The sequence below is a fragment of the Amycolatopsis pretoriensis genome, assembly GCF_900107925.1.
Lineage (GTDB): Bacteria > Actinomycetota > Actinomycetes > Mycobacteriales > Pseudonocardiaceae > Amycolatopsis > Amycolatopsis pretoriensis.
Window position 1 is genome coordinate 377,786 of record NZ_FNUJ01000002.1, and the last position, 21,010, is coordinate 398,795.

At 72.6% G+C, this 21,010-nt stretch carries 24 protein-coding genes; 15 read left to right on the forward strand and 9 right to left on the reverse strand.

The window, feature by feature from the left end:
- Positions 1 to 18: 18 nt before the first annotated feature.
- Genes BLV96_RS08725 through BLV96_RS08745 form a run of 5 tightly spaced genes read left to right on the forward strand, consistent with a single transcriptional unit; the run spans position 19 to position 5,662 of the window.
- Positions 19 to 540, forward strand: a complete 522-nt coding sequence (locus tag BLV96_RS08725) for a class I SAM-dependent methyltransferase (protein ID WP_091389093.1) — start codon at positions 19 to 21, stop codon at positions 538 to 540.
- Complete coding sequence (locus BLV96_RS08730) at positions 537 to 2,084, forward strand: MFS transporter (RefSeq protein ID WP_244180108.1); 1,548 nt, start codon at positions 537 to 539, stop codon at positions 2,082 to 2,084. Before BLV96_RS08725 ends, BLV96_RS08730 begins: the two co-directional genes overlap by 4 nt.
- Positions 2,081 to 3,364, forward strand: a complete 1,284-nt coding sequence (gene eno / locus BLV96_RS08735) for a phosphopyruvate hydratase (protein WP_086682025.1) — start codon at positions 2,081 to 2,083, stop codon at positions 3,362 to 3,364. The genes BLV96_RS08730 and eno overlap by 4 nt, the downstream gene beginning before the upstream one ends.
- A gap of 37 nt (positions 3,365 to 3,401) precedes the next feature.
- Positions 3,402 to 4,856: a phospholipase D-like domain-containing protein gene (locus BLV96_RS08740; protein WP_086682022.1), complete on the forward strand. Its 1,455-nt coding sequence runs from the start codon at positions 3,402 to 3,404 to the stop codon at positions 4,854 to 4,856.
- A 35-nt stretch (positions 4,857 to 4,891) separates the two neighbouring features.
- Positions 4,892 to 5,662, forward strand: a complete 771-nt coding sequence (locus BLV96_RS08745; protein WP_086682019.1) for an isocitrate lyase/PEP mutase family protein — start codon at positions 4,892 to 4,894, stop codon at positions 5,660 to 5,662.
- Here BLV96_RS08745 and BLV96_RS08750 read toward each other — a convergent pair whose 3' ends face one another.
- The 4 genes from BLV96_RS08750 to BLV96_RS08765 form a co-directional block, all read right to left on the reverse strand.
- Positions 5,663 to 7,237 carry a succinic semialdehyde dehydrogenase gene (locus tag BLV96_RS08750; RefSeq protein ID WP_086682016.1) on the reverse strand — a complete coding sequence of 525 codons (1,575 nt, stop codon included), beginning with the start codon at positions 7,235 to 7,237 and terminating at the stop codon, positions 5,663 to 5,665.
- Entirely contained in the window at positions 7,234 to 8,862 is a 1,629-nt protein-coding gene (locus tag BLV96_RS08755; RefSeq protein ID WP_086682013.1) for a GMC family oxidoreductase, read from the reverse strand. Before BLV96_RS08755 ends, BLV96_RS08750 begins: the two co-directional genes overlap by 4 nt.
- 92 nt (positions 8,863 to 8,954) lie before the next feature.
- Positions 8,955 to 9,275: a hypothetical protein gene (locus tag BLV96_RS08760; protein WP_086682011.1), complete on the reverse strand. Its 321-nt coding sequence runs from the start codon at positions 9,273 to 9,275 to the stop codon at positions 8,955 to 8,957.
- Between the two features lie 235 nt (positions 9,276 to 9,510).
- Positions 9,511 to 10,113, reverse strand: coding sequence for a TetR/AcrR family transcriptional regulator (locus tag BLV96_RS08765; protein WP_244180110.1), 603 nt, complete (start codon positions 10,111 to 10,113; stop codon positions 9,511 to 9,513).
- Between the two features lie 58 nt (positions 10,114 to 10,171).
- On the opposite strand from BLV96_RS08765, the gene BLV96_RS08770 reads away from it, so the two are divergent.
- Entirely contained in the window at positions 10,172 to 10,609 is a 438-nt protein-coding gene (locus tag BLV96_RS08770) for an SRPBCC family protein (protein WP_086682008.1), read from the forward strand.
- 3 nt (positions 10,610 to 10,612) lie between these two features.
- Here BLV96_RS08770 and BLV96_RS08775 read toward each other — a convergent pair whose 3' ends face one another.
- From BLV96_RS08775 to mftR, 3 genes are read right to left on the reverse strand one after another with little or no spacing between them, the layout of a single operon-like run.
- The gene (locus tag BLV96_RS08775) at positions 10,613 to 11,515 is read right to left on the reverse strand and encodes a DUF1648 domain-containing protein (protein WP_086682004.1); all 903 of its coding nucleotides are present in this window, start codon (positions 11,513 to 11,515) and stop codon (positions 10,613 to 10,615) included.
- On the reverse strand, positions 11,512 to 11,859 hold the full coding sequence (locus BLV96_RS08780) for a GntR family transcriptional regulator (protein ID WP_086682001.1): 348 nt from the start codon (positions 11,857 to 11,859) through the stop codon (positions 11,512 to 11,514). Before BLV96_RS08780 ends, BLV96_RS08775 begins: the two co-directional genes overlap by 4 nt.
- A 49-nt stretch (positions 11,860 to 11,908) precedes the next feature.
- The gene (gene mftR, locus BLV96_RS08785; protein ID WP_086681999.1) at positions 11,909 to 12,547 is read right to left on the reverse strand and encodes a mycofactocin system transcriptional regulator; all 639 of its coding nucleotides are present in this window, start codon (positions 12,545 to 12,547) and stop codon (positions 11,909 to 11,911) included.
- Between the two features lie 105 nt (positions 12,548 to 12,652).
- On the opposite strand from mftR, the gene mftA reads away from it, so the two are divergent.
- The 8 genes from mftA (at position 12,653) to mftD (ending at position 18,691) form a co-directional block, all read left to right on the forward strand.
- Entirely contained in the window at positions 12,653 to 12,751 is a 99-nt protein-coding gene (gene mftA, locus BLV96_RS08790) for a mycofactocin precursor MftA (RefSeq protein ID WP_086681996.1), read from the forward strand.
- Positions 12,741 to 13,034 carry a mycofactocin biosynthesis chaperone MftB gene (gene mftB / locus BLV96_RS08795; RefSeq protein ID WP_086681994.1) on the forward strand — a complete coding sequence of 98 codons (294 nt, stop codon included), beginning with the start codon at positions 12,741 to 12,743 and terminating at the stop codon, positions 13,032 to 13,034. The genes mftA and mftB overlap by 11 nt, the downstream gene beginning before the upstream one ends.
- Positions 13,034 to 14,197, forward strand: a complete 1,164-nt coding sequence (mftC, locus tag BLV96_RS08800; protein ID WP_086681991.1) for a mycofactocin radical SAM maturase — start codon at positions 13,034 to 13,036, stop codon at positions 14,195 to 14,197. The genes mftB and mftC overlap by 1 nt, the downstream gene beginning before the upstream one ends.
- Positions 14,161 to 14,865: a mycofactocin biosynthesis peptidyl-dipeptidase MftE gene (gene mftE, locus BLV96_RS08805; protein WP_341866078.1), complete on the forward strand. Its 705-nt coding sequence runs from the start codon at positions 14,161 to 14,163 to the stop codon at positions 14,863 to 14,865. Before mftC ends, mftE begins: the two co-directional genes overlap by 37 nt.
- Positions 14,862 to 15,635 (forward strand): mycofactocin-coupled SDR family oxidoreductase, encoded by a 774-nt coding sequence (locus BLV96_RS08810; RefSeq protein ID WP_086681985.1) that lies wholly within the window; start codon positions 14,862 to 14,864, stop codon positions 15,633 to 15,635. The genes mftE and BLV96_RS08810 overlap by 4 nt, the downstream gene beginning before the upstream one ends.
- Positions 15,632 to 15,796 (forward strand): SDR family oxidoreductase, encoded by a 165-nt coding sequence (locus BLV96_RS49060; protein WP_143050932.1) that lies wholly within the window; start codon positions 15,632 to 15,634, stop codon positions 15,794 to 15,796. Before BLV96_RS08810 ends, BLV96_RS49060 begins: the two co-directional genes overlap by 4 nt.
- A gap of 286 nt (positions 15,797 to 16,082) precedes the next feature.
- A complete protein-coding gene (mftF, locus tag BLV96_RS08815; protein WP_091388953.1) occupies positions 16,083 to 17,504 on the forward strand; it encodes a mycofactocin biosynthesis glycosyltransferase MftF in 1,422 nt (473 codons plus the stop codon).
- Entirely contained in the window at positions 17,501 to 18,691 is a 1,191-nt protein-coding gene (gene mftD, locus BLV96_RS08820; RefSeq protein WP_086682275.1) for a pre-mycofactocin synthase MftD, read from the forward strand. Before mftF ends, mftD begins: the two co-directional genes overlap by 4 nt.
- Here the strand turns inward: mftD and BLV96_RS08825 are convergent.
- Positions 18,683 to 19,111, reverse strand: coding sequence for a MerR family transcriptional regulator (locus BLV96_RS08825; protein WP_086682272.1), 429 nt, complete (start codon positions 19,109 to 19,111; stop codon positions 18,683 to 18,685). The genes mftD and BLV96_RS08825 overlap by 9 nt on opposite strands.
- 37 nt (positions 19,112 to 19,148) lie before the next feature.
- Here BLV96_RS08825 and BLV96_RS08830 point away from each other — a divergent pair, with 37 nt between their 5' ends.
- Complete coding sequence (locus BLV96_RS08830; RefSeq protein WP_208608178.1) at positions 19,149 to 19,766, forward strand: class I SAM-dependent methyltransferase; 618 nt, start codon at positions 19,149 to 19,151, stop codon at positions 19,764 to 19,766.
- On the opposite strand, the gene BLV96_RS08835 is transcribed toward BLV96_RS08830, so the two are convergent.
- Positions 19,753 to 21,000 (reverse strand): amidohydrolase family protein, encoded by a 1,248-nt coding sequence (locus BLV96_RS08835; protein ID WP_086682269.1) that lies wholly within the window; start codon positions 20,998 to 21,000, stop codon positions 19,753 to 19,755. The two genes, BLV96_RS08830 and BLV96_RS08835, sit on opposite strands and share 14 nt — an antisense overlap.
- Positions 21,001 to 21,010: the final 10 nt, after the last annotated feature.

Here is a 21,010-nt window from a genome sequence, read left to right on the forward strand (position 1 = left end):
GCGAGCACGGTGGTCGGCGTGAACGACTTCGACCAGCCCTACTGGGACCAGCACTGGCGCCGCGCCCGCCACCACGGCACCGCACCGAACCCCCACCTCGTCCGCGAGGTCGCCGGCCTCAGGCCGGGCACCGCCCTGGACGCCGGCTGTGGCCGCGGCGCCGAAGCCGGCTGGCTCGCCGCCCGCGGCTGGGCCGTCACGGCGGTGGACATCTCCGTCGAAGCCTTCACCCAGGCCGCCGCGAACACCGTGGCCTGGGTGCGGGCGGACCTGACGACCTGGACGCCCGGCACGCGGTTCGACCTGGTCACCACCCACTACGCCCACCCGGCGATGCCGCAGCTCGCCTTCTACGAACGCATTTCCGAGTGGGTCGCGCCCGGCGGCACGCTGCTCGTCGTCGGCCACGCGCACGGCCACCACGTCGCCGAGGCGGCGGCCACGGCCGGCGACATCACGGCGTTCCTCGACGGCTGGGAGATCGTCACGGCCGGCGACCACGGCCACGACGTCGTCGTGCGGGCGAGGAGGACGGCGTGACCGCCCTCGTCGACGACCCGCGCCGGCGCCGCGCGATCCTGCTCGGCGTCTGCCTCGCCCTGATGGCGGTGGTCGCGTCCGTCTCCGGCCTGAACGTCGCCCAGCCGCAGCTGGCGGTCGAGCTCGGCGCGGCGCAGGACACCGTCCTGTGGATCGTGAACGGCTACGCCGTCACCCTGGCCGCGCTGCTCCTCCCCCTGGGCGCGGCAGGTGACCACCTCGGCCGGAAACCCGTGCTGCTCAGCGGGTTGACGCTCTTCGTCATCGCGAACCTCGCGGCGGCCCTGGCGCCGTCCGCCGGCTTCCTTCTGGCGGCCCGGCTCCTGGCCGGCGCGAGCGCGGCGATGATCATGCCGGTCACGCTCGCCGTCATCACCTCGACGTTCCCCGCCGAAGACCGGTCCCGCGCGATCGGCGTGTGGACGGGTGTCGCCGGCGGCGGCGGGATCCTCGGCATGTTCCTGTCCGCGGTCCTGGTCGACCTGGCGAGCTGGCGGTGGCTGTTCGTGCTGCCGATCGCGCTCGCCGCGGCGGCCGCCGTCGTGACCCTGCGGTCGGTGCCGGACTCCCGCTCGGAGAACCGGGACCGGTTCGACGCCGTCGGCGCGGCCCTCTCGTCGGTCGCCGTCGTCGGCTGGGTCTTCGTGCTGCACGAAGGACCGGACCGCGGGTGGACCGCGCCGGTGACCCTGCTGAGCCTGGCCGCCGGGGTCCTCGGCGTCGCCGGGTTCGTGACATGGGAACTGCGCCACCCGGCACCGCTGCTCGACATCCGGCTCTTCCGCGAACGCGGCCTGACCGGCGGTTCGGTGACCCTGCTGGCCGTCTTCGGCGTCCAAGCGGGGATCTTCGTGGTCCTCTTCCCCTACCTGCAGGCGGTGCTCGGCTGGTCCGGCTTCCGCGCCACCCTCGCGCTGATGCCGACGGCACTGCTGATGATGGCCGCGTCCGGCCTCGCCCCGAAGGTGGCCGCCAGGATCGGCGGCCGTCCGGCCATGGCGGCCGGCCTCGTCGTGAGCGCGACGGGACTGGGGCTGATGGCCGCGTTCGTGTCCGTCGACGGCGGCTACCCCTCGATCCTGCCCGGGATGGTGCTCATGGGACTGGGAATGGGCCTGACGATGACCCCGGCCACCGAGGCCATCACCGGTTCGCTGCCCCGCGCACAGCAGGGCGTGGCGTCCGCGCTCAACGACGTCACGCGGGAGCTGGGCACGGCCCTCGGGGTCGCGTTGCTGGGCACGATCCTGACCGCCGGTTACCGCGGAGCCGTCGAGTCCCGGCTGGCCGGGGCACCCGCCGAGGTGGCGCTCCGGGGCGTCGCGAACGCCGTCGCCGCCGGTCCCGCGGTGGCCGGCGCGGCCCGGGAGTCCTTTGTGGATGGATGGCGCCAATCGATGTGGGCGGGCGCGGGTGTCCTGGTGCTCGTTCTCGTCCTCACCCTGGTGAAGAGCCCCTTATCGATTCAGAGATCCTCTGCTAGCCTGCGTCGCGGGACGGCTCCGGCCGGCACCCTGGGGATCGACTCCGAGGAGATGGAATGACGGCAATCGCCCGTGTCCGTGGTCGTGAGGTGCTCGACAGCCGGGGCAACCCGACCGTCGAGGTCGACGTCGTGCTGGAGGACGGCTCGGTGGGCCGCGCCGCGGTTCCCTCGGGTGCCTCGACCGGCACGCGGGAGGCCGTCGAGCTGCGCGACGGGGACCAGGCGCGCTACCACGGCAAGGGCGTCCGCAAGGCCGTCACCGCGGTCAACACCGAGCTGGCCGAGGCGGTCGTCGGGCTGAACGCCGAGGCCCAGTCGGAGGTCGACGCCGCGCTGATCGCCGCGGACGGGACGCCGAACAAGGCCCGCGTCGGCGCCAACGCGACGCTCGGGATCTCGCTGGCCGTCGCGAAGGCCGCCGCGGCGGCGAACACGCTGCCGCTGTACCGGTACGTCGGCGGGGTCTTCGCCCACCAGCTGCCGATGCCGATGATGAACATCGTCAACGGCGGTGCGCACGCCGACAACCCGATCGACTTCCAGGAGTTCATGATCGGCCCGGTCGGCGCCGAAACCTTCGCCGAGGCCGTGCGGATGGGCTCGGAGGTCTTCCACACCCTGCGCGCGTCGCTGAAGAAGGCCGGGCACGGCACCAACGTCGGTGACGAAGGCGGCTTCGCGCCGAACCTCGCCTCGGCCGACGAAGCCCTGGAGTTCGTCGTCCGCGCGATCGAGGAAAGCGGCTACACCCCCGGCGAGGACATCGCGCTGCTGCTCGACCCAGCCGCGTCGGAGTTCTACGACAACGGCGTCTACGACTACCGCGGCGAAGGCATCAAGCGCAGCGTCGAGGAGCACGTCGCCTACCTCGACGAGCTGACCACGCGCTTCCCGATCGTCTCCATCGAGGACGGCCTCGCCCAGGACGACTACGACGGCTGGAAGCAGCTGACCGACCGGATCGGCGACCGCGTGCAGCTCGTCGGCGACGACGTCTTCTGCACCAACGTCAAGCTGCTCCAGGACGGCATCGACCGCGGGATCGGGAACTCGATCCTGATCAAGGTCAACCAGATCGGCACGCTGACCGAAACGCTGCTGACCGTCGACACCGCGCACAAGGCCGGCTACTCCGCGGTGATGTCGCACCGCTCCGGCGAGACCGAGGACACCACGATCGCCGACCTCGCCGTCGCCACCGGCTGCGGCCAGATCAAGACGGGTTCGCTGTCCCGGTCCGACCGCACCGCCAAGTACAACCAGCTCATCCGCATCGAGGAGGAGCTGGGCTCGGAGGCGCGCTACGCCGGTCGCGCGACCCTGCGCGGCAGCCGCTGATCGGCGAACCCGGCCGATCTGTAGTGCTATAGGACGGGTGAGCTCTTTTCACTCTTTCGTGGACAAGGTGGACGACCGGCTCGGCGACGGGCTCGAGCACGTCCTGTGCGCCCACCACCGGCGGCGGCTGCGCGCGCTGGGGTGGGGTGACGTGCTCGAGCCGGGCGGCGCGGACGACCGCCTCGGCGGGCGGGCCGCGGTCCGGGACGGCAACCGCGTCGAGGTGCTGATCGACGGCGAAGAGACGCTGCCGGCGATCGAAAAAGCGATCCGGGGCGCGAAGTCCCACGTGCACATCGCGAACTGGCACGCGAGCGCGGACTTCCGGCTGACGCGCGAGCCCGGCTCCCTCAGCCTGCGAGAACTGCTCGCCGAGACCGCCGACCGGGGTGTCGAGGTGCGAGTGCTGCTGTGGGCCGGGCCGCCCGTGCCGGCGTTCCAGCCGACGCGGGGCCGCGCACGCGGCGAGCAGCGCAAGTTCACCGACGGCTCGGCCGTGCGGTGCGTGCTGGACTCCCGCGAGCGGACCATGCACTGCCACCACGAAAAGCTCGTGGTGGTCGACGACGAGGTCGCGTTCGTCGGCGGCGTCGACTTCACGGCGCTGGAGGGCGATCGCCACGACAGCCCGGACCACCCGCCGCGGCCGATCGGCTGGCACGACCTGGCGTCCCGGCTCGAAGGACCGGTCGTCGCCGACGTCGCCGACCACTTCCGGCGGCGGTGGACGGAGGTCGCCGACGAGGACCTGCCGGCGCCGAAGGTGCCCGGACCGGCCGGCGGCACCCGCGTCCAGCTGCTGCGCACGGTCCCGAACAGCACCTACGATTTCGCGCCGAAGGGCGAGTTCACGATCCTCGACGGCTACCTGCGGGCCCTGCGGTCCGCGCGCCGGCTGGTCTACCTGGAGAACCAGTTCCTGTGGTCGCCGGAGATCGCCGAAGTGCTCATCGACAAGCTGCGCAACCCACCCGAAGACCGCTTCCGCATGGTCCTGCTGCTGCCGCGCAAGCCGAGCAACGGCTCCGACACCACCCGCGGCCAGCTGGGCCGGCTCCTCGACGCCGACGACGGCCACGGCCGGCTGCTCGCGGCGACGATCAGCGCGCACGACGGGGAGTCCGCCGCGCCGGTCTACGTGCACGCGAAGCTCGGCATCGTCGACGACGAGTGGCTGACCGTCGGGTCGGCGAACCTCAACGAGCACTCGCTGTTCAACGACACCGAGGTCAACATCGCGACCGACGACCGCGAACTGGCCCGGACGACCCGGCTGCGGCTGTGGGCCGAGCACCTCGGCCGGGACGTCCCGGAGGTCGACGGCGACCCGGCGGACGTCGTCGACCACCTCTGGCGGCCGCTGGCCGAGGAGCAGGCGGAACGGGAGCGCCGCGGTGAACACCGCACGCACCGGCTGGTGCTGCTCCCCGGCGTCTCGCGGCGGTCGGGCCGGCTGCAGGGCCCACTGCGTGGACTCCTCGTCGACGGCTGAAGCGAAGATCGCCCGCCCGCTCTAGATTGGGCGGCATGACTTCCACCGCCGAGAAGGCCACCCGGCTGCAAGAGCTGCACGCCGCGCCCGAGCTGCTGCTCGTCGTCAACGTCTGGGACGCCATCACCGCCAAGGTGGTCGCCGAGACGCCCGGCACCCAGGCCCTCGCGACCCCCAGCCACGGTATCGCCGCCTCGCGCGGCTACCCGGACGGCGAAAAGATCCCGCGCGACGAGATGATCGCCGAGGTCGCGCTGATCGTGCGGACGGCGGGCGACCTGCCCGTCACCGCCGACCTCGAGGCCGGCTACGGCGACCCCGGCGGCACGATCGCCCGGGCCATCGACGCCGGCGCGGTCGGCGCGAACCTCGAAGACCAGATGAAGCCGCTGCCGGACGCCGTGAAGGCCGTCGAGGCCGCCGTCGCGGCCGCGCAGAAGGCCGGCGTCGACTTCGTGCTCAACGCCCGCACCGACGCCTTCCTCAAGACCGACCCCGAAACCGCGCTGGAAGAGGCGATCACCCGCGGCCGCGCCTACCTCGACGCGGGCGCGTCCAACTTCTTCGTGCCCGGCAAGCTCGACGAGGACCAGGTCGCGCGGCTCGTCGGCGAACTGGGCGAGCGCAAGGTCAACCTCATCGGCATCCCCGGCTCGATCCCGCTGAAGCGCGCGCAGGAACTCGGCGTCTCCCGCGTGTCCTACGGGCCGTGGAGCCAGAACGTCGCCCTGACCGCGCTGGCCAGGCTCGCCGAAGACGTCTACGCCGGCGGCGGCCTGCCCGAAGGCACCCGCAAGCTCAACTGATCAGCGGATCCGCAGCTTCCGCATGAGCTTGAGCCCGGACAGCATGCTTTCGACGTACTTGTCGTAGCCCTGTCCGGGCCGCGGGCCCATCACCTGCTTCTTCAGCACGGCCAGGTTCTGCCCGTCGGTGTACTTGAGCAGGCCCTGGTCGCCGTGGCGGGCGCCGACGCCGGAGCTCTTGACCCCGCCGGACGGCGTCCCCTTGGCGGCGAAGGCCGTCGCGAGGATGTCGTTGATGTTGACGTTGCCGGATTCCAGGCGGGCGGCCACGGCCCGCGCGGCCCCGACGTCCCGGCTCCAGACCGAGGCGTTGAGGCCGTAGTCGGTGTCGTTGGCCAGCTCGACGGCTTCGTCGACCGAGCGGTAGGAGTGCAGCGCGATCACCGGGCCGAAGGTTTCCGTGACGCCGCAGAGCATGTCCTTCGTGACGCCTTCGAGGATCGTCGGCTCGAAGAAGGCCGGGCCGAGGTCGGGGCGCGGTTTGCCGCCGCACAGCACGGTCGCGCCTTTCGCGACGGCGTCGTCGACGTGCTCTTTGACGCGGCGCAGGTGGTCGGGCGAGACGAGCGAACCCATGTCGGGCCCGAAGTCGTAGGCCGCACGGACGTCCAGCGCGCTCGTGGCCTTCACGAACGCGTCCTTGAACTCGGCGTAGCGGGACTCCGGCAGGTAGATCCGCTCGATGTGCATGCAGATCTGGCCGGTGTTGCCGAAGGCGCCGAAGATCGCGCCCCGCACGGCTTCGGCGATGTCGGCGTCGTCGAGGACGATCATCGGGTTCTTGCCGCCCAGCTCCAGGCAGCAGCCGATGAGGTTGCGCCCGGCCCGTTCGCCGATCACCCGGCCGGTCGCCGTCGAGCCGGTGAACATCACGTAGTCGGCCTGGTCGATGAGCGTCGGGCCGACATCCGGGCCTTCGCCGCAGACGACCTGGAACAGGCCCTCGGGCAGGCCGGCTTCCTCCAGCATCCGGATGCCGTACAGCGGCGAGAGCGCGGTCTTGTTGTCCGGCTTCAGGACCACCGCGTTGCCGGCCATCAACGCCGGGATCGCGTCGGAAATGCCGGTGGCGAACGGGAAGTTCCACGGCGCGATGATCCCGACGACCCCCTTGGGCTGCCGGACCTCGGTCGAGGTCGTCAGCAGCGGCACCGGGCCGCCGCGTTTGACCGGCGCCAGCAGCTTGGCCGCCCGCCGCAGGTAGTGGCTCATCACCATGGCGGGGTCACAGGTCTCTTCGATCGCCATCCGCCGGTTCTTGCCGCTCTCGACCTGGATGAGGTCGGCGACGGCCCGCGCGCGGTCGACGAAGAGCGCGTGCGCCCGCCGGAACACCGCCAGCCGCTGCTTGAGCGGCGTGGCCGCCCACTTCCGTTGCGCCGCACGGGCGGTGGCGAACGCCTGCTCGATGTCGGCCGGCGTGGACTGCGGCAGATCGACGAGCGGGTCGCCGGTGTAGACCTCGGTGAGCTTCCAGGTCTCGCCGGCCGAGCCGGGCACGCGGGCGACGAGCTGCCGCAGGAAGTCGTCGGTCACCGACGCCGGGCGGGTGAGCTGCAGCGGGGTCACGGTCACGATCCGCTCCCGAGGACGAGGTTCGCGCCCATTTCGCCGATCATGATGGCGGGCGCGTTGGTGTTGCCGCCGGTGATGGACGGCATGATCGAGGCGTCGCAGACCCGCAGGCCTTCGACACCGCGCACCTTGAGGTCGGGGCCGACGACGGCGAGCTCGTCGACGCCCATCCGGCAGGTGCCGACGCCGTGGTAGACCGACGTCGCGCGGTTGAGGATCGCGTCCCGCAGTTCCTGGCCGCGCAGGTCCTTGCCGGGGTGGATCTCTTCCTTCACCGCGCCCTTGAACGCCTTCGACGCGAAGATCTCGCGGACCATCTCCGAACCTTCGGCGAGCACTTCGAGGTCGGCCGCCTCGGAGAGGTACTGGAAGTCGATCAGCGGCGCGGCGGTCGGATCGGCCGAGGCGAGCCGCAGCGTGCCGCGGCTCTTCGGGTAGATCAGCGTCGAGAGGACCGTGAGCGCCGGGCGCTTGTCGACGTCGTGGCGGATCGGCGCGTCCTGGTTGGGCGAAACGTACGCCCACGGCAGGAGGTGCAGCTGGAGGTCGGGGACCGCGTCGGCCTGGGACGTCTTGAGGAACGCGACCGCCTCGAAGACGGAGTTGGCCAGGAACGTGCTGCCGGGCTTCAGCAGCTCCCGGGCCAGGCCGCGGGCGAAGTACGGCGCCGAGCCCTTGTTCTTGCTGGACGACACGTGGAACGTCAGCGCGTGGAACATGTGGTCGTGCATGTTGTCCCCGACCGGCAGGTCGGCGAGCACGTCGATGCCGTGTTCCTTCAGGTGCTCGGCGTGGCCGATCCCGGAGAGCATGAGCAGCTGCGCGGAGCCGGCGAACCCGGCCGAGAGGATGACTTCCCGGCCGGCGCGGACGGTGCGCTGCCGGCCGCGGTCGACGACTTCGACGCCGACCGCGCGGCCGTTGTCGAAGAGGATCTTCTTGACGAGCACGCCGGACTGGAGCTGCAGCGTCGGCGGGGCGAGGTGGTGGAGGTAGCCGCGGGAGGCGCTGTAGCGGAGGCCGTCGGCAGCGTTCTGCTGCATCCGGCTGACGCCTTCCTGGGATTCGGCGTTGTAGTCGTCGAGGACCTTGCAGCCGAGCGCGTCGGCGGTGGCGTCGACGAACTGCAGCGAGCCCTCTTGGGGGTTCCTGGCGCGGGTGACCCGGATGGGCCCGCCCGCGCCGCGGAACGCGTTCTCGCCGTCCTCGAAGTCCTCCATCCGCTTGTAGGCGGCGTTGACGCTGTCGGCGTCCCAGCCGGTGTTGCCCTCGGCGGCCCAGGAGTCGAAGTTGGCGCGGTTGCCGCGGACGTAGACCATGCCGTTGATGGAGCTGGAGCCGCCGACGACCTTGCCGCGCGGCACCGGCATCCGGCGATCGAGAACGTGTTTCTGCGGAACGCCGTAGAAGCCCCAGTCGAACGGCTTCTTGAGCTGCGGGACGGCGTGCATCGGGCCGACCAGGCCCGGTTTCTTGATCAGCAGCCGTTCGTCGCTCTTGCCGGCTTCGAGCACGATCACGCTGGCCCCGGACTGCGCCAACCGGCCCGCGATCGCCGCCCCCGAGCTCCCCGACCCGACGACGACGTAGTCGGCCTCGTCGCCGCGCGGCGCCCTGTTCGCCATGTCCGCTCCTCGGTCCCGCCCGCAGGCAAACTATAACCTGTTCTAGTTTGCTCACGGTATAGCGTCGCCGCCTCGGAGCGCAACGGGGACGCCTAGGAGCCGTTCATGGCCCTCTCGATCTCCGCGACCAGCTTCCGGACGCGGCCGGTGTCCAGGCTGCCGTAACAGAACGTGTTCATGTCCACCTGGTCGCCGCCACTGGCGGGGTTCTCGACGACGTCGGTGGACGCGCCCTCGACGGTGAACGTCAGCCGCCCGGGGCGGGAGAACCCGGGTGGGTCGTTGCTGATCTTCTTGATCTTGGTGACGCTGAAGGTGTGCTTGCGGTCGTTGCCGAAGACGCCGTCCTTGACCGCCGCGCTGATCGTGACTTCCTTGCCGCTGAAGCGGATGGTCCGCCTTCTGGCGTGCATGCTTCCTCCCCTGGAAACCGGAGGAAAACTGTAAGCAGTCACTCGGTCGAGTGACAAGCCTGGTGGGCATTGATCGACCGCGCGGACCAGCGCGGGTCGGTGCCGCCGCGGGACACTTTCACCGGCGCGAATCAGCCGGCCGGCCCGAGTCAGGGCCGGAGCCGACCGCGCCTTGATCCCCGCCCGGCCGCCGGCGCCGAATCCGCGCGCCCCCGCGAACCACCACCGAAGCCCGTCACAGCCCCCGGCGTAGCGCATCGGCCGCCCGCGCCAGATCCGCGCGCACCTCGCGAGCCATCCTCGTCGCCCCCTTCGCCTGGTGCCGCTGCAAGCTGAGCGCGAAGACCGTCCACAGCCCGGCCACCGCCGCCGCCGTGATGTGCGGGACCGGGTCGGCTTCCGGCACCCCCGTGCGCGCCGCCAGGTGCTCCGCCACCGCCTCCGTCAACCGGTCGCGCGCCTCGCGGTGGTGCGCCACCAGGGCCGGGGTCGAGCGGACCAGCTCGCCGAACCTGCGGACCTCGTCCCAGCCGTGCCGGCGCGCCGATGCCACCAGGAAGTCCAGTTCCTCCCCCAGCACCTCGAGCGCCGCGTCCAGGGGCGCCGCGTCCGCGAGGCGGGCGCGCAGCGCGTCCAGCTGCGTGTCCCAGCGGTCGGCGAGCAAGGCCTCTTTGCTCCCGAAGTGGTTGAAGACCGTCTTCTCCGTGACGCCACAAGCCCGCGCGACGTCCGCGACCCGGACCGCGTCGAACCCCCGCTCCAGGAACATCCGCGTCGCGGTGTCCGACAACTGGCGGCGCAGCTCGCGCTTGCGCCGGTCCCGCAACGTCTCAGCCACCACCCGATCATACAGCAGGAGTACTATTTACAGTGACTGTAATGAACGGAGAGACGACATGAGCGAGTTCGAGATCGTCCGCGAGTACCCCCAGGCCCGGACCCGCGTCTGGCGGGCCCTCACGGATCCGGCCCTGGTGCCGCGGTGGACGTCGACCGGCCAGGGCGGCCGTCCCGAAGGGTTCGCGCCGGAAGTGGGCACGCGGTTCCGGTTCGTCGGGCGGCCGGTGCCCGGCTGGGACGGCGTCGTCCGGTGTGAGGTCCTCGCGGCCGACGCACCCGAGCTGCTGAGCTACAGCTGGCGCAACCAGGAGTCCGACGCGCCGAGCACCGTGACGTGTCACCTCGACGAGACCCCCGACGGCACGCGCCTCACCTACCGGCACACGGGCTTCCAGGGCGTCGGCGGGTTCTTCATGAGCCGGCTGCTGCACCGCGTCCGGCGCCGGATGCTCACCGAGGGGCTGCCGGGCGTCCTCGCCGACTCGGGCTGGTAGCGGTCAGCCGGCCGGCGAGCGATGCCGGGCGACGTAGTCGTTGACGAGCCCGGCGGCCGTGTGCGCGTCGTCGACGGTGACCACGAACGCGCCGCCGGAACGCAGGCGCAGCACGAGGCCGTCGCCGCCCCGGATCACGACCGCGGACCGGCCGGGGCGCCGCCGCCAGCCCCAGCCGCCGTAGGCCAGCGGCACGATCCGGTCGGCGCGCGCTTCGGCGATTTCGTCGTAGGCCAGGGTGCGGCGCGGCCGGCCGAGCAACCCGATGCGCACGCGCACGCCGGCCGGTCCGACGAGCACCCGCACCGACGAGAACACCAGCGCCACCACCGCGACCAGCAGCCCGGCGAGCCACAAGTGCGTGCTCCCCAGCACCGCGGCGAGGCCGGCCGCGAGCGGCGCGATCGCGACCAGGGCGAGGTTGTGCGCGGTTCCCGACCAGACCGCTTGTTCGCCGGCCCCGAGACCGGCCGAAGGCACCGGGCCCGACGCCGTCGTCTCGGCCGGTTTCGCGGGCGCCAGCCACCAGCCGGCGGCGATCGCCACCAAGCCCACGCCGAGGACGCCGAGCGCGATCGCCCAGTCGACCGGCCGGGCCTGCGTCCACGACGGCACGCCGGCGTTCGCCCACAGCCCCGCCGAATGCGCGGCCACGAGGATGCCGCCGAGGCCGTAGACGCCAGGTGCCGCCGACGTCGTCCGGGCCACGGCCACCCACGCCACGCACCAGACCGCGGCCGCGCCCGCGGTCACGAGCCACCACGCGGCGTGGCCGTCGGGGACACCGGTCCACGACCAGTGCACGGCGATGGGATCGGGCAGCCGCGGCGCGAGGACGAGCGCCGGCACGACGATGCCGAGCAGGACCACGGCCGGTATCCCGTACCGCAGGACGGCGGACCTCATCGGGCCTCCTCGATCATGACGACCAGTTCTTCGTGCTCGATCCCGAGCCGCCGCGCCTCGTCGACCAGCGCGCGGATCCGGTGGTGCAGTTCGGCCCGGTCCGGTCCCGCGGCCAGCACGGTCACCCCGCGCCCGCGTCGCATGGAGACCAGGCCTTCGTCGGCGAGCTGCGCGTAGGCGCGCAGCACGGTGTGCATGTTGACGCCGAGGGACGAGCCGAGTTCCCGGGCCGAGGGCAGCCGTTCACCGACACCGAGATCCCCCGCGGCGAGCGCGCGCCGCAACCCCGCGGCGATCTTCTCGTGCAGCGGGGCGGTGTCCCGGTCGTCCAGTCGTAGCAGCATTGTTCTACAGATACTAGAACAAGCGAGCAGTCATCGCCAAGTCACTCCCCTACACCACCGGGTCCGGCTCCGCCCCCAGCACGTCGTCCGCCAGGCCCGCCGCGAGCGCGCGCAACGCCGCGTCCAGGTACACCGTCAAGTCCGCGTCCGCGCGGGCCGACCAGCGGTCGTACGCCGCCCGGCAGGCTGCCAGCACCGCGCGCCCCACCACCAGCGGGTACAACGACTCCTCCGGCTGGCCCGAGCGGCGGGCGACGAAGGCGCTGATGGCCCGCTCCCACGCGTCGTAGTGGACCGCCGCGCTCGCGGCCAGGTCCGGCACCGTGCTCAGCAGCGTCATCCGCCTGCGCAGCTCGGGGACGTCGGCCGCGCGGTAGTGGTTGGCCTCCAGCACCGCCCGGCGCACCGCCTCCAGCACCGGCAGGTCCGCCGGCATCCCGGCGAGCAGCGACCGGATCGTCTCGACTTCGGTGTCGAACTCGTTCCAGAGGACGTCCGCCTTCGCGTCGTAGTAGCGGAAGAACGTCCGCCTGCTGACGCCGGCCGCCGCGGCGATCTGGTCGACGGTCGTCTCGTGGAAGCCCTGTTCGCCGAACAACCGCAGCGCGGCGACCTCGAGTTCGCGGGCGCTCGTGCCCGGCGGCCGGCCCCGGCGGGGCGCGGGGCGGGCGAGCACGTCATCGGTCATCCGGGTGCCGTTCCTTCGGGAGCCTTGATTATCGACACGCGGTGACATTACTCTCCCCCTATTCGTCACCGCGTGCCGAAAATCATCACTGCCGAAGGAGCCAGGATGAGCGAGAACCAGACCACGCCCGAGACCGACGAACCCGTCACCGAAGAACTGCTGGTCGAAGAGGTTTCCATCGACGGCATGTGCGGTGTCTACTGAGGACGCGCCGGCGGATTTCGACCTCGACGCCGCGTGGCGCCTGGACGACCGCGTGTCGATCCGGCCCGAGCGGTTCGGCGCCCTGCTGTACCACTTCGGCACCCGCCGGCTCTCCTTCCTGAAGAACCCGACGCTGCTGGCCGTCGTCCGCGGCCTCGCCACGCACCCCGACGCCCGGGCCGCGTGCGCGGAAGCCGGCGTCGGACCCGGCGAGCTGCCGCGGTACCGCGCGGCGCTGGCCGCCCTCGCCGACTCGCGCATGATCCAGCCGAGGAGTCCCTGATGTCCCTTGTGGACGAATTCCAGTACGGGCTCGACGCCCCGATCTGCCTCACCTGGGAACTGACCTACGCCTGCAACCTGTCCTGCGTCCACTGCCTTTCCTCCTCCGGACGGCGAGATCCGCGCGAACTGTCCACAGTGGAGTGCAAGGCGCTGATCGACGAGTTCGAGCGCATGCAGGTCTTCTACGTCAACATCGGCGGCGGCGAACCGACCGTCCGCCCGGACTTCTGGGAGCTCGTCGACTACGCCACCGAGCACCACGTCGGCGTGAAGTTCTCGACGAACGGCATCAAGATCACGCCGGAGGTGGCTCGCCGGTTGGCCGCGAGCGACTACGTCGACGTCCAGATCTCCCTCGACGGCGCCACCGCCGAGGTCAACGACCACGTCCGCGGCCCCGGCTCCTACGCCACCGCGATCCGCGCCATGCGGCACCTTTCCGACGCGGGCTTCGAGAACTTCAAGATCTCCGTGGTGATGACCCGCCACAACGTCGGCCAGCTCGACGCGTTCAAGGCGATCGCCGACCGCTACGGCGCCCAGCTGCGGATCACGCGGCTGCGCCCGTCCGGCCGCGGCGCCGACACCTGGGACGAGCTGCACCCGACCGCCGCCCAGCAACGGGAACTGTACGACTGGCTGGTGCTCCACGGCGAAGGCGTGTTGACCGGCGACTCGTTCTTCCACCTCGCCGGCTACGGCGACGGCGCCCTGCCCGGGCTGAACCTCTGCGGCGCCGGCCGGGTCGTGTGCCTGGTCGACCCGGTCGGCGACGTCTACGCGTGCCCGTTCGCCATCCACGAGACTTTCCTCGCCGGCAACGTCCGCGCCGCCGGCTTCACGCGGGTTTGGCGGGAGTCGGAGCTGTTCACGTCGTTGCGTTCGCCGCAGAGCGGGGGCGCCTGCGAGTCGTGTTCGGCGTTCGACGCCTGCCGCGGCGGCTGCATGGCCGCGAAGTTCTTCACCGGCCTGCCCCTGGACGGCCCGGACCCCGAGTGCGTGCGCGGCCACGGCGAACCGGCGCTCGCGGGCGTCACGAGCGTCCCGAAACCGTCGCTCGACCACTCGCACCGGCGGCGTCCGGTCCCGGTCACCATCGGGATGCGCCGCCCGCCGGAGAGCGCGTGCGACGAGAACCCCCTCGCCGGGTTCGGGCGCTGATCGTGCGGCTGGCGGACCTGTCCTGGCCGGACGTCGCCGCGCGGGCGGCGATCCTGGCCGTGCCGGTGGGCGCGACCGAACAGCACGGGCCGCACCTGCCGCTGTCGACCGACACGGACATCGCGCTCGCGTTGTGCGATCGGCTGGCGGTCGCGCGCCCCGACGTGCTGGTGGCGCCACCGGTGGCCTACGGGTCCAGCGGTGAGCACGCCGGGTTCGCCGGGACGCTGTCGATCGGGCAGGAGGCGACCGAGCTGCTCTTGGTGGAACTGGGCCGGTCGGCTTCGGACACGTTCCCGCGGCTGTTGTTCGTGTCCGCGCACGGCGGCAACGCGGCGCCGGTCGCCCGGGCCGTCGCGCGCCTGCGGGCGGAGTCGCGGGACGTCGAGGTGTTCCAGCCGCGGTGGGACGGCGATCCGCACGCCGGACGTCCGGAAACGGCGCTGCAGCTGGCTTTGCGGCCTGCCGGGGTCCGGATGGACCGGGCGGTGGCGGGCGATCGGCGTCCCCTGGGCGAGATTTTGGCTGTGTTGCGGGAAGGCGGGATGCGCGCGGTGACGCCGACGGGTGTGCTCGGCGACCCGACCACCGCGACGGCGGCCGACGGCCGGACGTTGCTGGACGCGCTGACCGCGCAGCTGGTGTCCCATGTGGACGGTTGGGCATGAGGACCGCGCTCGTCACCGGCGCGGCCCGGGGCATCGGCGCGGCGACCGTCGTCCGGTTGGCGGAGCTGGGGTACGCGGTGCTCGCGGTCGATGTGGCGGCCGACGACCCGGCGCTGCCGTACGGGCTGGGGAGCTCGGCGGAGCTGGCGGCCGTCGCCGCCCGGACCGGCGCCGAGGTGTTCGTGGCCGACGTGCGGGACCCCGCGGCACTGGCCGCGGCGGTGGCGGTGGCCGAGCGGCGGTGGGGTGGCCTCGACGTGGCGATCGCGGCCGCGGGGGTGATCGCCGGGGGCGTGCCGCAGTGGGAGGTGCCGCTGGAGCAGGAGGAGGCGGTGCTCGACGTGGACCTGCGCGGAGTGCTGAACCTGGCGCGCGCGGCGATCCCGGCGCTGTTGCGGCGGCCGGCGCCGAGGTCGGGACGGTTCCTGGCGGTGGCTTCCGCCGCGGCAACGCGGGGGTTGCCGATGCTGGCGGCTTACTGCGCGGCGAAGGCGGGGGTGGCGGGTTTCGTGCGCGCGCTGGGTGCCGAGCTGGGTGGCACGGGGGTGACGGCCAACGCGGTCAGCCCCGGGTCGACTGATACGCCGATTCTTGCGGAGAGTGCCCGGTTGTACGGGTTGCCGGGGGCGGCGGAGTTCGCTGGGCAGCAGCCGGTGGGGCGGTTGCTGGAGCCGGATGAGATCGCGCGGGTGCTGGCGTTCCTGGCGGATCCGGACAGCGGTGCGACGACCGGTGCGGTGGTACCGGTGGACGGGGGTTTGGCGCTGTGAGGAGTCACCTGCCCTCGGCGCAGGCCTTCGCCGGGCCGCGATCGGCCGGGTGGCTGCTGGAGCCGGCCGAGATCGCGCGCGTGCTGACGTTCCTGGCGGATCCGGACAGCGGCGCGACGACCGGTGCGGTGGTGCCGGTGGACGGGGGCTTGGCGCTGTGAGGAGTCACCTGCCCGCCGCGCGGGACCTCGCCGGGCCGCAACCGGTCGAGCGGCTGCCGAAGCCGGCCGAGATCGCGCGGAATGCCGGCATTCCTGGCCGCCCTGGAAAGCGACACCACCACCGGCAAGGCAGTGCCGGACGACGGAGGGCTGGCGCTATTGCCGGCCTTCTGCCCGCTGCGCGGGACTTCGCCGGGCCGCGATCGGTCGAGCGGCTGCTGGAGCCAGCGGAAGGCGCCCGCCGCGCGACCACCGGCGCCGCCTCCCTGAGCGGAGGGCCGGCCCGATGACCACTCCCCTGCCCACCGGCTTCCGGGTCGTGCTCGACCCCGACACCAAGCACCTCCGCGATGACCTCTGGTTCGGCGGCTCCCCCGCCCGCGTGCTTCGGCTAACCGCCGCCGGGCGCAGGGCGTGGCGGGAACTCGCCGAGGGGCCCGTCATCACGCCGGGCGGGGGCACGCTGGCTCGGCGGCTGACCGACACCGGCTTCGCCCACCCCGTCCCGCCCGAACCCACCGGCCCGCCCGACCTCACCTTCGTCGTCCCCGTTCTCGACCGCCCCGGCCCCCTCGCCCGCTGCCTGGCTTCCCTGAGCCAAAAACACCCGCTACTCGTCGTCGACGATGGCTCCAAAGACCCCCAAGCGATCGCGAAAATAGCCACCGCGCACGGGGCCGAGCTCGTCCGCCGAGACGAAAACGGTGGCCCCGCCGCGGCCAGGAACACCGCCCTGCACCACGTCACCACCGACCTCGTAGCCTTCGTGGACAGTGACTGCACCGCCCCCGGCGACTGGGCCGACGCCCTCGCCGCCCACTTCTCCGACCCCCTCCTCGCCGCCATCGCTCCCCGCGTCCGCGCGCTGGCAAGAAACACCACAGCCGGCCGGTACACCAAAGCCGCCGGCAGTCTCGATCTCGGGGACCGGCCCGCGCGCGTCGCTCCCCGGACCCGGACCTCCTACGTCCCCACCGCCGCGCTCGTCGCCCGCCGGGCCGCTCTCCAAGAAATCGGCGGATTCGATCCCGACCTCCGCGTCGGCGAGGACGTCGACCTCGGCTGGCGGCTCCACGCCGCCGGGTACCGCGTCCGGTACGCCCCCGATGTCCACGTCGGCCACCACGAACCCGAAACCTGGCGCGCCCTCCTCGGACGCCGCGCGAAGTACGGCACCTCCGCCGCCCCGCTCGCCCGGCGCCATCCCGGGAACCTCGCGCCGCTCGCGCTGCACCCGTGGCCCGCCCTCACCGTCGCCGCGCTGCTCGCCCGGCGGCCCCTGCTCGCGGCCGGCGGCTTCACCGGCGCCGTCCTGAGCATGCTCGAAACATTGAAGAAGAACGACATCCCCACCGAAGGCGTGGTCCGCGCGATGGGCACCGCCGTCCACCAGACCTGGCTCGGCGCCGGCCGCTACGGGACGCAGTACGCCGCACCCGTCCTCGCCGCCCTGCTCGTCCCTCGCGGCTGGGGACGGCGCGCCGCCGTCGCGTCGCTGGTGCTCGGCCCGCCGCTGACCGCGTGGGCGGAACGCCGTCCCGAACTCGACCCCGTCCGCTACACCGCGGCCGCCCTCGCCGACGACATCGCCTACGGCGCCGGCGTCTGGGCCGGCTGCCTGACCCACCGGACCGCCGCGCCGGTCCGGCCCGAGATCGTCTGGCGCCCACTGCGCGTCGACCGCAAGGAAAAGCGAGGCCCCGCATGAGCAACGCCTGGTTCGAATCGATCGCCGAAGCCCAGCGACGCGCGAAGAAACGCCTGCCCGCGTCCGTCTACTCGGCACTCGTCGCCGGCTCCGAAAAGGGCTTGACGCTCAAGGACAACCTCGACGCTTTCGACGAGCTGACCTTCGCCCCGCGCACCGCCGGGCAGTCCGGCGAACGCGCGCTCGCCACCACCGTCCTCGGGCTCGACATCGCCCTGCCGGTCGTCATCTCCCCCACCGGCGTGCAAGCCGTCCACCCGGACGGCGAGGTCGCCGTCGCCCGCGCGGCCGCCGCCCGCGGCACCGCGATCGGCCTCAGTTCCTTCGCCAGCAAGCCGATCGAGGACGTCGTCGCCGCCAACCCGAACACCTTCTTCCAGATCTACTGGACCGGCGGCCGCGACGACATCCTCGCCCGCCTCGACCGCGCCCGCCGCGCCGGCGCCGCCGGGCTCATCCTCACCCTCGACTGGTCGTTCTCCCACAGCCGCGACTGGGGCAGCCCGCACATCCCCGAAAAGCTCACCTTCCGCGAGCTCCTGCGCTTCGCACCCGAAGGCCTGACGCGCCCGCGCTGGCTGCTGGACTACGCGAAAACCCGCCGGCTGCCCGACCTCGGCGTCCCGAACATGGCCGAACCCGGCACCCCGGTCCCGACGTTCTTCGGCGCCTACGGCCAGTGGATGCAGACACCCCCGCCGTCGTGGGACGACGTGGCCTGGCTGCGGTCGCAGTGGGACGGGCCGTTCCTGCTCAAGGGCGTCATCCGCGTCGACGAGGCCCGCCGCGCGGTCGACGCCGGCGTCAGCGCGATCTCCGTGTCCAACCACGGCGGCAACAACCTCGACGGCACCCCGGCCACGATCCGGGCGCTCCCGGCGATCGCCGACGCGGTCGGCGATCAGGTGGAAGTCCTGCTGGACGGCGGTGTCCGCCGCGGCAGCGATGTCGTGAAGGCGCTCGCCCTCGGCGCCACGGCGGTCCTCATCGGCCGCGCGTACCTGTGGGGCCTGGCGGCGAACGGCCAAGCGGGCGTGGAAAACGTCCTCGACGTGCTGCGCAATGGCATCGACTCGACGCTGCTGGCGCTCGGCCACCGCAGCGTCCACGACCTGACCCGCGACGACGTCCGGATCCCGGAGACGTTCTCCCGTGCCCTGGGCGCCGGCACGCGCAGCTCAGTGTGAGTGGGCTTCTTCCAGCGTCGCCCCGGCCAGCCGGGCCGCCACGCCACGGCGGAAGTTCGGGCAGTCGTGGACGTCCTCGTGCGGGCAGTCCAGGCCGTGCGCGATCGCCGTGCGCGCGGCCTGGGCGCGGGCGATCCGGGCGTCCAGTTCGGCGAGCTTGCGCTGCTGCAGCTCACGCCAGGCCGGCGCGGCGGACGTGCGCAGGGCGATCAGCGTCTTGAGTTCGCGGACGGTGAACCCGACGTCGCGCAGGATCAGGATCTCCCCCACCCGCATGACGGCCGAAGGCGGATAACGGCGCTGGCCGGCGACCCGCTCGGGCGCGGTGAGCAGGCCCTGGTCCTCCCAGTAGCGCAGCGCCGAAGTGGCCACGCCGGTGCGGCGGGCCAGCTCGCCGATCGTCAGCTGTTCCTCGGGCATTTGACTTCGAGCGTACTTGAAGCCGTTCACTCGCGGCATGGCGAAGACAGGTCTCAAGCAGCGGATGATCGGGCAGTTCCACCACCCCCGCGGCCTCGGCGGGCGGGTGGCGGGGTGGGTGATGGCCCACCGCGGCTCGAACCGGCGGCGCAACGTCTGGGTGGTCTCCCTCCTCGACGTCCGACCGGACGAGCGGGTGCTCGAAGTCGGGTTCGGCCCCGGGATCGCGATCGGCGAGCTGGCCGCCCGCGCGACCCGGGGCCGCGTCTACGGCGTCGACCACTCCGCGGTCATGGTGGAGCGGGCGAGCCGGCGCAACCGGGCCGCGGCCGGGCGGATCGAGCTGGTGCACACCTCGGTGGACCGGCTGCCGTCGTTCGGCGCACCGCTCGACGCCGTCCTCGCCGTCAACAACGCGGGTTTCTGGCCCGATCCGCCGGCACGGCTTCGCGAACTGCGCGGCCTGCTGCGCCCGGGTGGACGCATCGCGCTCGCCTCGCAGCCGCGGTGTCCCGGCGCCGACCGCGGCACCACGGCCCGGGCCGCGCGGGAACTGCGGGACCTGCTCACCGAGGCGGGGTTCACCGAACTGCGGGTGGAGACCCTCGAGCTCGACCCACCGGTCGCGTGCGTCCTCGGCGTCAGCCCGCGCTGACCAGCCGCTCCCGCAGGCGTTCCGCGGCCGCGAGGTGCTCGCCGACGTCGGCGAACAGCCGCCCGTGGCGCTTCACGACCCGGCCCGCGACCAGGACCGTGTCGACGTGCGCGCGGTCCATCTGCAGCGTCACCGTGCTGCAGGCATCGAACACCGGCGCGACGCCGATGCCGTCGGCCCGCAGCAGCACGACGTCCGCCGGCCGGCCCGGCGCCAGCGTTGCGCCGTCGGTGGCCGCGCGCAGCACGTCCCGCACGCTCGTCACCGGCTCCCCCGCGGACAGTTCGCCGTACCGCGCCGCCTGGTAGGCCGCCCGCATCTGGGTGAACATGTCCGCGGCCGCGGTGACCTCGACATCGGTGCTGAGGCTGACCGGAACCCCGGCGCGCGCGGCGGCGGTGAACGGCGGATACCCGTGGCCCATCAGCATTTCCACCGCCGGCGCGATCGACAGCGAGCCGCCGCTTTCGGCGATCAGACGGAGCTCGCCGTCGTCGAGGCCGGTGCCGTGGATGAACGTCGTGCCGGGCCGCAGCACGCCGAGCGCGCGCAGCCGGGAGATCGGCCCTTCGCCGTGGCGCCGGTGCACGACGTGCCGGGCCGTGCGGACGCCGAGGTCGTCGGCCAGGCGGGCGTTGTGGCGTTCGGCGTCCTCGTCACCGGGCTCGGTGACCAGCGCGAGGGTGACCAGGGCGTCGTCGTCGGAGAGGAGCTCGGCCCGGACGCGGCGGACGTCGTCGTCGAGCGCGGCGCCGTGGCTCTTCGCGCGGGGATAGCTGTTGCCGTAGGCGAAAACCGCGCGGATGCCACTGTCCGTGAGCGCTTGGACCAGTGCGTCGGTCGCGGCCGGGCTGTCCTGGATGTTGGAGATGTCCCGCACGGTCGTGATGCCCGCGTCCAGCGCCGCGTAGGCCGACAAGAGGTTGCCCAGGTAGAGGTCGTCGGGGGTCAAGGCCGGGCCGACGCGCTCGAGCACGGTCGCGAAGTACTCGGCGAGGGTGTGGTGCGGCGCGCTGCCGCGCAGGGCCGCCTGCCACATGTGCCGGTGCGTGTCGGCGAAGCCGGGCAGCGCGAGGCAGCCCGCCCCGTCGAGCTCCGGCGCGGTGGTCACCAGGTCCGGGCCGATCGCGGCGATCCGGCCGGCTTCGACCAGGATGTCCGCGCGCTCCGGGGCGGTGCGTCCGGGTGCCATCGTGAGGACCCGCGCGCCGCGGATGATCAGTGAATCGGTCATGACCCCACGA